13 protein-coding genes are annotated in these 12,300 nt (G+C 43.3%); all 13 read right to left on the minus strand.

What is annotated here, in order from left to right; all coding sequences use genetic code 11:
- Positions 1 to 273: 273 nt before the first annotated feature.
- Positions 274 to 507 (minus strand): carbon storage regulator CsrA, encoded by a 234-nt coding sequence (gene csrA / locus ACH59B_RS22950; protein WP_017427109.1) that lies wholly within the window; start codon positions 505 to 507, stop codon positions 274 to 276.
- Positions 507 to 953, minus strand: coding sequence for a flagellar assembly protein FliW (locus tag ACH59B_RS22955; RefSeq protein WP_017427110.1), 447 nt, complete (start codon positions 951 to 953; stop codon positions 507 to 509). The genes csrA and ACH59B_RS22955 overlap by 1 nt, the downstream gene beginning before the upstream one ends.
- An 83-nt stretch (positions 954 to 1,036) precedes the next feature.
- Positions 1,037 to 1,945 (minus strand): flagellar hook-associated protein FlgL, encoded by a 909-nt coding sequence (gene flgL, locus ACH59B_RS22960; RefSeq protein ID WP_017427111.1) that lies wholly within the window; start codon positions 1,943 to 1,945, stop codon positions 1,037 to 1,039.
- A 24-nt stretch (positions 1,946 to 1,969) separates the two neighbouring features.
- Entirely contained in the window at positions 1,970 to 3,550 is a 1,581-nt protein-coding gene (flgK, locus tag ACH59B_RS22965; RefSeq protein ID WP_017427112.1) for a flagellar hook-associated protein FlgK, read from the minus strand.
- Positions 3,551 to 3,565: 15 nt separating this feature from the next.
- Positions 3,566 to 4,066 carry a flagellar protein FlgN gene (locus tag ACH59B_RS22970; protein WP_017427113.1) on the minus strand — a complete coding sequence of 167 codons (501 nt, stop codon included), beginning with the start codon at positions 4,064 to 4,066 and terminating at the stop codon, positions 3,566 to 3,568.
- Between the two features lie 10 nt (positions 4,067 to 4,076).
- Positions 4,077 to 4,352, minus strand: coding sequence for a flagellar biosynthesis anti-sigma factor FlgM (flgM, locus tag ACH59B_RS22975; RefSeq protein ID WP_016822917.1), 276 nt, complete (start codon positions 4,350 to 4,352; stop codon positions 4,077 to 4,079).
- A gap of 195 nt (positions 4,353 to 4,547) precedes the next feature.
- Positions 4,548 to 4,958, minus strand: coding sequence for a TIGR03826 family flagellar region protein (locus ACH59B_RS22980; RefSeq protein ID WP_017427114.1), 411 nt, complete (start codon positions 4,956 to 4,958; stop codon positions 4,548 to 4,550).
- Between the two features lie 738 nt (positions 4,959 to 5,696).
- Complete coding sequence (locus ACH59B_RS22985; protein WP_263560875.1) at positions 5,697 to 6,167, minus strand: LysM domain-containing protein; 471 nt, start codon at positions 6,165 to 6,167, stop codon at positions 5,697 to 5,699.
- 383 nt (positions 6,168 to 6,550) lie between these two features.
- Positions 6,551 to 7,120 (minus strand): ComF family protein, encoded by a 570-nt coding sequence (locus ACH59B_RS22990; protein ID WP_090888717.1) that lies wholly within the window; start codon positions 7,118 to 7,120, stop codon positions 6,551 to 6,553.
- Between the two features lie 347 nt (positions 7,121 to 7,467).
- Positions 7,468 to 9,588 (minus strand): DEAD/DEAH box helicase, encoded by a 2,121-nt coding sequence (locus tag ACH59B_RS22995; protein WP_404302760.1) that lies wholly within the window; start codon positions 9,586 to 9,588, stop codon positions 7,468 to 7,470.
- A 201-nt stretch (positions 9,589 to 9,789) separates the two neighbouring features.
- The gene (locus ACH59B_RS23000) at positions 9,790 to 10,230 is read right to left on the minus strand and encodes a hypothetical protein (protein WP_017427118.1); all 441 of its coding nucleotides are present in this window, start codon (positions 10,228 to 10,230) and stop codon (positions 9,790 to 9,792) included.
- A gap of 167 nt (positions 10,231 to 10,397) precedes the next feature.
- The gene (locus ACH59B_RS23005; RefSeq protein WP_013373401.1) at positions 10,398 to 11,120 is read right to left on the minus strand and encodes a response regulator transcription factor; all 723 of its coding nucleotides are present in this window, start codon (positions 11,118 to 11,120) and stop codon (positions 10,398 to 10,400) included.
- 4 nt (positions 11,121 to 11,124) lie between these two features.
- Positions 11,125 to 12,285: a sensor histidine kinase gene (locus tag ACH59B_RS23010; protein WP_013373402.1), complete on the minus strand. Its 1,161-nt coding sequence runs from the start codon at positions 12,283 to 12,285 to the stop codon at positions 11,125 to 11,127.
- Positions 12,286 to 12,300 lie beyond the last annotated feature (15 nt).

Consider the following 12,300-nt stretch of genomic DNA (forward strand, 5'->3'; position numbering starts at 1 on the left):
CCTTGTGGTATAAGCGTCTTCACAGGTCGGCCGCCCTGAAGAATTACCGCTCTAAACTATATATCGACCCTTAAGTTAGAATTGTTTATAGCATTCCAGATTTTTTTTGAATATTTTCTTAGAAGTTTACGTACTCGGTTATATCGGTTTACACTTTCACATAATGGCGACTTATCCAAGGCAAACCTGACAGCTTATTATGAGCTAAACAAAGGCCGACACTTTACTCACGTCGGCCTTTATCAATGAATGCGCACTACTATTATTGTTTAATCAGGACTTTCTCTTATCCATTTCCAACATTGCATTTTGAATAGCATTCGAATCCATAACAGCAATTTGATTATTTTGCTGAATAGCATCAAAGACTTCTTTTCGGTAAATATCAATATCCTTAGGGGCAGAAATACCAATTTTCACAGTATCTCCTTCAACAGAAAGAACTGTAATGACAATATCATTCTGAATTACAATGGACTCGCCCTTTTTACGCGTTAATACCAGCATCAGGACTCACCACCTTTGCTGGACTCTGTTCCATTCCATAATGGATGCTTAATTTTATAGTCAGTATTCTGCAAAACAATTTGCTTCCCCATACGCTGTTCAATGTTAAAGATTAAAGGCGCAAGCAAGTTAACCGTTGTTTTGGACTGGTCACTACTCCATGTACAGATACATCGTACTGCTATCTGTTCTTGACTGGTAATTCCTATGTCATCCAGAGTATCATCAGATAGCTCAAACTCATAATCTTTAAAGAAATCAAATGGATTTACGGTGATAAAAATAGTTGCAGGCTGCTCTACTGCACTGAAAAGACTAAATAATTCATTATGCTCCTGTAGCTGAAATTCCCGAAGTTGTTCAAATCCTGGTATTCCTTTTGGAAACACATAAAGACTAGTATTTTTCTCTTGGTTCTCTTCATCTAATTTCTGTTCTGGGGTCATAAGTAACTCCTCCTATATATAGTAACAAAAAAGCTACGGACCACTCGTCCATAGCTTCAAATTATAAAGGTCAAAGATAAAAATCAGCTCATAAAGTCCATCAGGGATGGCTGCATGATTTTAGCTGATGATTTCAGGGCGGCTTCATAAATGGTTTGGGCAGATGTAGCTTGAATCATCAGACTAGCAACATCCGCATCTTCCGTTTTAGCTTGAAGTGTCGTCAAATTCAAATTCCGCTCTTCCAAACGGGATTGTATCAGTTCAACCCGATTCGTACGTGCACCCACTTCAGACAAACTTGTCTGCATTTTAGTAAAGCGGGACTCAATACCTGAAAGTTGGCTCGATATTGCCGTACTATTTCCGCTACTTAGTGCAGAAGATATAGCATCCATAACCTTAAAAACATTATCAGGATCTGTCGATTTCCCAAAAAAATCGCTACCGGACGTATTTACCCGAAATGCATCTTGGTCTCCAACTGCATAGCTGACCGCGCCTTGATCCGGATTAATCTGATCATAACTTGTTACCGTAGCAGATAGCTGATACGGCATCTGATCATAATTTTGTCCATTGAAAACATACTTCCCACGAAGCTGGCTATTACCAATATTCATCATTTGTTCTTTTAACTGATCAACTTCCAGTTTAATCGAATCCAAGCCGGATTGAGGAAGTGTTTCACTTGAAGCCTGAACTGTCAGCTCTTTAAGACGCTTCATCACATCACTGGCTTGTTGCATGGTTGTATCAGTGAAATCTAACCAGCTAACAGCTGCATCTGAGTTTGTCTTGTATTGTTCATTAGAAGCTAACTCGGCTCTGTAACGTAGCGCATAAGTTACCCCTACTGGATCATCTGAAGGCTTATTCAACTTTCGACCAGTCGAAATCTGATTCTCCATTTTACCCATATTATTATTGTTTCGATTCAGGTTACTGAGCAGTTGCATATTAGTCATCCCTGAAGTCACTCGAATTGGCATGGCTTACTCCACCTTCTCATTATACTAGAGACCTACGCGGCCTGTACCATTAATCAGCTTTTCCAATAGTTGATCAAAAGTTGTCATGAACCGGGAAGCCGCACTGTAAGCATGTTGGAACTTAATCATGTTTGACATTTCTTCATCCAGTGACACTCCGCTGACGGATTGGCGGTTTAAGTCCACTTGCTCAGTTAACAGCTGTGCATTTTGTGATTGACGCTCTGCTTCCTGAGTTTGGACACCTAATTGCCCAACAATTGCACTGAAAAAGTCATCTACAGTGGTAGTTTGCGCTTGAGTCGTATTAAAGCCAAACTTTACATTTTTCAGGCTCGCCATAGACAATGCCAAAGCATTGTTACCCACGGTTACCTTCTCATTGGCCGTCCCCGTTCCATCTACACGCAAAGAGCTGGCAATTTTATTGGGATCATCTTGAATATCCTTATTCAGCGTAATGTTACCTGCTGTTATAGCAGCTCCATCTTTGGAAGTAAAGAACGCCCCACCTTTTTGTGGTGTCGTACCACTGAGTGTGTAACCTAATTGATGAAGTCCATTAATTCCTTGAACAGTTACTTTCAAATCCGTGGTCAAGGTTCTGTTGTTATTCGCATTTGAGTAGGTCACTGCTGCGTTGTTGACACCTGAATTTAGTACCGTTCCCTCAGGTAGAACTGTACCTGCGGGTAAAGTAATTTCAATGTTACCATTTGCCAATGTATTAGCTAACTGGTCCATCTGGGTTTTGTAATCTGCTACATATTTATCTCTGGATAAAATCATACCGTACACTTCGCCACCAGTTAAAGCTCCACCTTGATATGCAGCCTCAAGACCAGCCGCCGTAATAGCAGTTACCTCTGTACCCGCTACAGCTATCTGTCCTGCCACAGTTACCTGATAACCGTTATCCAGTTGAGTCACCTGCACATTCGCAAGCTTGGACAGCTTATCAACTGCATAATCCCGCTGATCACGCAAGTCATTTGGATTATCCCCAAGCTGTTCTAATTTATAAATATTACCATTCAAGTCCGCTACAGACTGCAGTAACGAATTCATCTCGGATGTTTTTAATGTAACGTTATTAGTCAAATCAGAACTGAGTGCATCTAGTTGCTTGCTGGCCTGGTTCATTGCATCTGTCAGAGCAAGTGTAGTCTCTTTTACAATTTTGCGATTTGTGACATCCTGAGGATCTTGGCTCAGATCGGACCATGCATCCCAAAAGTTATCCATGACCTTACGGATACCTGTATCTGAGGGCTCATTCATAATGGTCTCGAGCTTGTTCAACGTGTCATAACGAATGTCCCATCCACCTTGAGAGGAACTTTCACTACGATACTGATCGTCCAGAAACGTCTGACGAACACGTTCAATAGCAGTAAATTCAACCCCTGTACCCATTTGACCTCGTACAACGGAACGGTTTAAACCATAGGCTTCCATGGATTCCGAGGCCTTCATACTAACCACTTGTCTGGAGTAACCCGCTGTGTTGGCATTTGAGATATTGTGTCCAGTTGTATTTAATGCCGCCGTTTGTGTATTCAAGCTTCTTTTTGCTGTTTCTATACCATGAAATGTTGAGACCATATTTTCCTCCTTCAATTAGGCGCGTGTATCAAATAGTCCCGCCCGTACAGCTGATGTGCTTTTGTCAGCTGGACGCTGATAAACCGCTTCAGATTCCGCATAATATGACATACTCTCAATGGAAAAATCAATATAGGAAAGCGCCTGTTTTATGAGCTGTTGATTCAACTCATTTAATTTTTTCAATTCTCCAAGCGTATCTGCAAGATTTTTTTGAATTTGAAGGAGGCGCTGCTTATCTTCTATATCGAACACAAGACGAGACAACTCCGTAATATTAAGATTCAACTTGGATTTAATACCACGTTCCTGCAAAAATTCATACGCTGCCTGCAGGCGTTGTTCATCCAGCTGTTCAATGTGTCTGGACATCTTCGATTCCTGATTCATGACTTGTATGAGTTGCTCAACCTTATTTGATATCAGTGCTTCTTTTTTCTGAGTTCCTAATGCAATCAACTGCTCGTGCGCCTCTCTAAGCTGCTCCAGCACATCCATCAAACGCTCTAAAGGCATATTCCTTCACCTAACTTTCGGAAGACTGCTTAAAGAAAGGTAATAGCTTCTCTGCAATTTTATCGGCATCCACACGATAGGTTCCAGAAGCTACTTGCTGCTTAAGCTCCTGAATTTTCTTAACGCGGTCTGCATCACTGCTGCGGTTCAGCATTTCCATTGCTTCTGGAGAAATGGAAACCTCGTCCTTACGGCGGGACTTCTTAAGCTCCTCCTGGCGTCCTGTTTCAATATTTCGCTGATATGGATTAATAGCTCCGATGCGGTTGGTCTCGTTAATTTTCATAACTTCCACCTTCCTTAGTAATTTGATATGGTCAGAATGTATCAGACGACATAGCGTCGAACATGGTTCGTATTATGCCTTACTTCTTTATTTTGGGCATGGTTGCTAAAATAAAAAAACCGATAAGCTCTATAAAGATTATCGGCGGTATTTGAAACTTTTTGAATAGCTGAATGCGTATTTAATTCCCCTGTACTAGTTTCCGCGAAGTTTATCCATCGCGCTGTAGGTACCTGAGCCCATATTATTACTTTGATCCTGATTACTACTTTCGCGTATGGCCTGATTCAGGTCTTTAGTCAGACGTGTTCGACAAGAATCGCACATATGCCCATCACGAATCGGTATCCCGCATACCTCGCAAGGATACGTCATATTGGGCGCATTAGCAATGGAAATACGTCCCTCACGTATAAATGTCGTAATTTGTTTAACAGAGACACCTGTAGCTTCCGAAAGCTCGTGCATATGAATACCTTTATTTTCACGTATATGTTTGACACAATGCTCGTATTCAACCTCAATTTCTTTAATACAGTTTTGACAGATTCCCCTAACATTCATAATAAACAGTTTCCCACAGCGAGGACAGTTATCCAAGTTCATCCTCTGTAGCGCCCCTTTCCAATTTCCGGTCTTTAATTACTATTATCCTTACATTAACTTATAGTGAAGAGCCTCGTCTAGCAAATATTTCAAAACTCTTTCTTAGTTTTAACACAATTCCACATTTTGTTCGTTATCATAGTAAAAGTATAAGAGGGGAAGATTCAACGGACAAAAATCCCCCCATTATATGTACATTAATATGCAACAACATAAAATGCAGAGGCAAATAAGTCCTCATAATCCAGCCTATTACATGTGAGTATTTATCGTCAAACATTACTCCCAACTTTAGAGGAAAAAATAAAATAAGCGCCATTCCAGTTATTCTCGGGAATAGCGCTTCATTATCATTAAACAGCTATATATGAATATGGTTAAAATGTAGAAATAAAATGAGGGAAAAACCGGGCGAAACAATCCTCAGAAGAATTCATGTTCACCTGTGCCCCGAACACAATCAAGAAAATGCTATAAATCCGGGGGATCGGCGTCCATACGAATGCTCCGCACATGGAGTGTGGGTATTCATAAATCTCATACACCTAACATCATTTCAACTTATAAGCTATCTGAAATTAAGATAGATGTACCATTGGAAATTTGCAGCCCAAAAAAACAAGCAATTTTACAAATAATTATTCAAAAAAAGCATTGTTTTAATAGAGGCCTTCCCGTATACTATAGTCAAACGCTTGGTTTAATAAATACATTTTATAAAACAGTTTATAATGTTAATTATTTATTTGTGTTTGTTTGTGGCACTTGCAGTTCTTGGCCAGCTTTAACCAGGTTGTTGATTTTAACCAGTTCTTCGACAGTTACACCGTATTTTTCAGCAATAGAAGCCAGTGTGTCGCCATCTTGAACATTTACTGTGATTGTTTTTACAGTTGTTGCTGGTGTTTCAGTTGTAGTTGCTGCTGGTTTTGTAGTTGTTGTTTGGTTGTTGTTCTCTGTTGTCGATTGAGCAGGTGTTGTAGTTGCTGCACTTTCAGTAGTTTCAGTTTTGAAGTACTTAGCTTCAAATGCTTTTTGCGCTGCTTCTTGTTGTTCTCTCATGATTTGGTCTTCCAATTGCTGTACTTCGTCATCGGAGCTGGATTTCGCCATTACTTGACCTGTTGCAAGTGGACTCAACAAAGATACTGCACCTAAGCTAACTGCCAACATGCTAGAAACTGCTACTTTTTTCATTACGTTTTTCATGATTTTGTTCTCTCCTCTTTTTAGCTTTAAATTTTAATTAACTGCTTTACTACTGAGCGAGACACTCCCAATGTCCGCTCTTTTGTCGTTAGCTGATCACTTATTACCAATCATGTTAGCTATCAACAGATAGAAATTGTACTCCTCTTTTCCAAAAAAATCAACCTCTAAATTGAAATATTCTGATTTCATCCCTCACTTCCTAACTTTTTGTTCGTCTCTATATTTTTATTATATACCTCTCTCTAGCTTGTTGTCAAATTCTGCTGATTGTACGGATTAAAAGGCTTATACTCTATCATTTAATCCTTCTTTCAAAAGAATTATAACCTTTTTTTCATAGTTTCAAGCATAAAATTATGGAATATAATAGAAATTCAGACTCATGATCTCGCTAGAGTCAGGCAAAAGATAGCCAAATGTACTCCTCGTTCTAATGCCTTTTCTCTCAAAACACGTGCACACGCCTGCAATGTACTCCCCGTTGTATAAATATCATCTACAAGCAAAATTGTAACGGAGTGCGTGCACTCCTCCGTAGCACGTCGAGATTCAACTTTTAAAATAAAAGATTTCATCAAATTCATCATATTGGGATGAACAGAAAATGCATTATTCATTGTATTCATGCGTTCATTTTTTGATTTAAAGCTTTGCTTGCCTGTATCTTGCGGGCGAACAAGTAACGGTAGAAAGGGGAGCTTATTTCGCTTTGCAATCTCTTCTGCCAAAATTTCAGCCTGATTAAAGCCACGCTCTGTCAGCCTCTTTTCACTTACCGGGACACAGGTCACTATATCTACATCCCACAAAGATTGCTTGAAACGATTACATTTATGACCTGCAAATTCATGTCTCATCGCCTGATAGGCACGGTTCATGATTTCGCCCAGCAGGGGGCCAAACTTTTCATTGCCGCGGTATTTAAACTGTCCAATCCATTCTTTCATCATCGGCGTATAACTAGTTGCACTCCGATTACATACATAATAACGCACTAATCGGTCGGGCCTGACGCAATCTGGACAAGACGTCGGACGTCCACAATGTGCACAACGAATGTTGTAAACCCAAGGAATTTGGGTCGAACAATGAGTACAAAGCCCAGTAAATTCGGAAAAATGACCTGTGAGAGTGCCGCAAGCAACACATGTTTGCGACTGACGATGGAATAACCAATTCAAAAACAAACGGGTTCTTGGAATCATCCCCATACCAAAATGCACCTTTCTTGGTAGTTTACGTACCGACATTGTTTCAGGTTTCACATTTCCAAAAAAACTTTTTTTATTTAATGCATTTAGTGCTTCACCAATTTCAGATATCCTTTTTTCCGAGCCAGTGCATTCATACGTTTAATCTGTTTAATCGCTCTCTTTTGACCGCTAGTCCATTGAGGGGATATAAAAATAACACTACCACATGGGTCATCCTTAGATCTTCCCGCGCGGCCAGCCATTTGGACAAGGGATGCTTCATCAAAAAGACTGCTGTCCGCGTCTAGTACATACACATCACTCCGCGGAACAGTCACTCCCCGCTCCAAAATAGTGGTTGTAACCAGCACACGTATTTCAGTAGCCCGAAATAAACGCACCTTAGTGGTTCGTTCTTCATCCTGCGATGAGGTGCCGGCGATAGGTATATCAGGCAATTGTCTAATCAGCAGTTCCACAAGGCCTTGAATATGTGAGATTCGTGTCACAAATAGAAAGACCTGCGCCCCTCGTTGAATGGATACGTTTAGGCGCTGAACAAATGAAGCAGGAAGCTGACCTTTTTGCAGCCACTGATGCACTGGAGGAGTCCCCAAACGAATTGGGACAGGTAGGGGATGACGATGAAAACGAACGGGAACCTTGGCATGTGGCAGTTGACCACGTGCAGCCTCTTTCTGCAAGGGGCGCGGTGGCGTAGCAGACAAATAAATAAACTTTCCTTCCCGCTTACATACTGCTTGGGCAGCAAAGGCAAGCATTGGATCATTGTGATAAGGAAATGCATCAATCTCGTCAATTACAACCAAATCAAAAGCCTGGCGATAACGCAACAGCTGATGTGTTGTTGCCAGTGTCAGTTGTCCCCTTTGCCACCGTTCTGCACTCCCTCCATAAAGCGTCACCATGCTAACCTGGGGAAACGCAACTGCCAAGCGAGGTGCCAACTCCAATACCACATCACGGCGCGGTGTTGCTACGAGCGCTGTCCCTCCGCGCTCCAACACATGCTGTAAAAGCGGAAACATCATTTCCGTCTTGCCCGCGCCAGTCACGGCCCAGAGCAGAAATCGTTCGGCCGCAGAATCGGGTACTTGCCGGCCAGCAATCTCCCAAGCACGCTCGCCAGATTTGGGCGATGACTGCTCGTTGAGGGCAAGAGTGCTGCCATGTGCAGCGGCAGCACCTAATTCCTGGCGCGCACGCATGCTGCGCCGGAATAATTCGCGCGCTCGTTGCCATTGGCCTACCGGGCGAGAGCATTTTCGCACCCCTCCGGGTGGTGCGGCCAAAAAGCACAGCGCTGCTTCGGCGGCGGCACGTTGCGCAGGGCTCAGCCCCCAGCGGTCGAGATTCGTCGCCGGGGTTGCCTCTGCCGTGCGCGGTATGGTAGGTTTCGCTGTACCGCGCAGCAGCAACGAGCACTCACGACTGCGTCCAAGCGTCAGACATGTCTCGCAGTAGGCGCACGCCTTACGACCGCACGATGCGCAGCTTGTGCGGTGCACTTTTTCGCTGCCACAACGGTTGCAGCGGAGTTCCTGTCTACGCGCGGCAGACCAGCGCGCACGTGGTGCTGGAGCCAGACCAGCAGCAAAGCTGAGTCGGCCTTGCAGATATGCAAGTTGCGCAGCTGAACGCCAAGTATGCTCCAAATCCGGGGCTGCCTCTGCTAGCAATGCTTCAGCTTCAGGAACAAGCAACTGGCGTCCTGCCAACAAATGAGTCAGCTCGTTCGCTTGTCGTGTTAAACATTCCATATCCAATCCATTTACTCCCGTGGCGAGCTTCCGGTTTTGAATAGAACGTACAGTTCCTATTGTTTCTTGTCCCTCATTCCCATGTTGAGTGCGTGAAACCCATCCTTGGTGCCGGTCCCAAATGTATATATTGTCTACTCCTCCAGATAAGATCCGTTCTCCATTAGAAGATTCAAGAACCAACTCATTCTTTAGCTGTGCAAGAGTATAGGCCCACCATTGTCGATCCCCCCACCGCTCCATCTCTGCTAACTCCCTAAATCCTCCACACAGGCTTACTCCCCAAGACAAGGGAAGCTCGTCTCCTAATAACACCCACCTTTCGACAGCATTCTCCTGGTGCTTATCTTGACACCACCACCATGTCATATCTACTCGAATATCCACAGATAATCGAAGATTCCAATTCCCTTTATATCTGACTGCATATACTGCAATTTTCATCTTTGTTCTCTCCTCTCATTCATCATTGTTCCTAGTTCTTATCACCCTAGAGAACAGCAAAAAAGCACACTTCCATGGCTATTAGCCTGAAGTGTGCTTCACATCAAACAGATTTCAACGAAATCCCTATTGTCTTGCATATGCAACTGTCTATAAATATTTATATCTGATTTTAACCACGATGTCCACAGATCCCTGTCACTAAGGAACAAGTGGGACGCCCGCCAACGGGTTTGCTGTTCTAAGATCAATAACAACCTGTTTTTCACCGCCTGACTTCGGCAAAACCGGGTTCCCCGGTGAAAAACGACATGAGATGACTGAAACATCCATATGACTATAGCGCACCAGCCGGGTCAGAATCGGTAGCGTATCGTCTATAGATTCATCATCCAGTACCGTTACATGTAGCGGCCTCCGGTGTAGCCAGGCAAGGATACTCAATGAACGCATCACCCATTCCACACGATCTCCATCATTGGATGTAATCACAATGTAGCGAGTCGCACGACGATTCAGCGATGTCGTGTGTGCATCTTCGCCATTGTGATAAGCCTGAACCGCCTGTCGTATATACATGAGATGCACAACTGCAGCTCCCACACCGTATATAAGCAATATCCAAACCAAGTGAGCCGTCACGAGGGTTCCACCTCCTCCTATAGCGACAATATATGCCGTATAACAGGAAGAGGTGTCACGGTTATGTACTGGACTTCCATACGAGCGGATATCTCGCTCTAAAAGAGAGGCGGTACAGCATTCATATCTAGGCAGCTGCATCGTCTAATACATGAAAAGACTACACTTTACAGCGTAACCCATCCATATTTGATGGAGTTAATAACTGCTTGTGTACGGTCATCCACTTCCATTTTTTGCAGAATACTGCTGACATGGTTTTTGACCGTTTTCTCGCTAATGAATAAATATTCACCAATCATCTTATTGCTCTTGCCTTCGGCCATCAGACGTAACACTTCTGCTTCACGACGAGTCAGCGGATTATTTTCACCTGCAACAAACTTCACGCCTGCTTCCTTAGTATGACCTTCCGCCATAGCCCCTGTTTCATTCAGGTAAGTCATCCGACGAAGCTGCTGAATAAGCTTGCCCGTTACCTTCGGATGAATAAATGCATATCCTTCATGTACTGAACGAATAGCATTAATGAGGGACTCGGCTTCCATATCTTTTAACAGATAGCCATTGGCTCCCTTGCGCAACGTCTCGAATACATAGCTTTCATCATCATGAATGGATAAAATGATCACTTTGACATCCGGGAACATCTCCCGTAGTTTTTCAGTTGCTTCTACACCATTTTCAATTGGCATATTAATGTCCATCAGAACAATATCCGGTTTCTCTACGTTGCAGAATTCCAGCACTTGAATGCCATCGCCACATTCTCCGATGACCTCAATGTCGTCCTCCATATTCAAAATACGTTTAAGTCCTTCACGAAACAACTGATGGTCGTCCGCTAAGAGAACTTTAATGGGTGCATTACTCATTTCCTGATTTTCCATGTTGTTACTCCTTTCCCTTTTCCACGTTGGTTGGGATATGAATCACTATCTTGGTGCCTTGATTCTCAGCTGATTCGATCTCCATTCTCCCCTCGAGCAGTTCAACCCTTTCCCGCATACCAATCAGACCAAAATGCCCATGGTCTTTGCTTTTTTGCTGAAAAAGCTCTGGCTTAAAGCCCAGACCATTATCCTGCACAACAATTTTTACAAGCTGTGCCTGGTAGGTAATCTCCACAAGCACATAGGTAGGGTAAGCATGCTTGGCAGCGTTAGTCAAAGCTTCCTGGATCAGACGGTAAATGGCTGCTTCCATCGCGGAAGAGAGACGGTGTTCCTTGCCCCTTGTTTCAAAAAGCGCTCTAATCTTCGTTTTTTCTTCAAAATCCTGCACATATTTCCGGAGCGTCGGAATAAGCCCCAGGTCATCCAGGGCCATGGGACGCAAGTTGAAAATGACCTTTCGCATTTCTTCAAGACTGGAGCGAACTTGTTTCTTCAAGTCTACTATTTCGTCCTGAACCATCTTAAATTCCTGCTTGGCGATCATTCTTTCCACAATTTCCGTCCTAAGCACTAGATGCGCAAGGAGTTGCGCAGGTCCATCGTGAATTTCACGGGATATGCGCTTACGCTCCTCTTCCTGAGCCAAAATAATTTTCAGACCAATAAACTGCCGATTTTTGGCCGATTCAATGATCCGCGTCACTTGTCCCAACTCACCCGATAAATATTCCAGCACGACCCCCATCTGCGAACCGATAGTTTCGGCCCGCTCGACAGAAGCCTCGACACTTTTGGCCCGCTTTTGAAGATCATCTCTTCTGGCTTTGAGATACATTTCCTTCTCGCGAAAAATCATCACATCGAGTTGAAGCTGTGTCGCCTTCTCATAAGCCTGTTTGATATCCTCTTCCGAGTAACGGACGAAATCACGGCTGACCTCAGTCAACCGAATTCGGGACCGCCGATAGTTCATTTCCAGCTGGTCCACTTTTTCGATCGTTTCTGCCGTTTCCTTCAATACGCTCTGAAGCTCTTGATTTAACGTAACCAGTTCGGTCCGGGCCGTGTCCAATATTTCGAACATCTGATATTTGCTGTTCTCCATCACCTGGATGGCATTTTTAATGACTCGGTCTATGATATCGGCTTGAAAGTCCACAAATGTTCTACTCCA

It is taken from the genome of Paenibacillus sp. DP01, from assembly GCF_044784315.1.
Taxonomy (GTDB): Bacteria; Bacillota; Bacilli; order Paenibacillales; family Paenibacillaceae; genus Paenibacillus; species Paenibacillus polymyxa.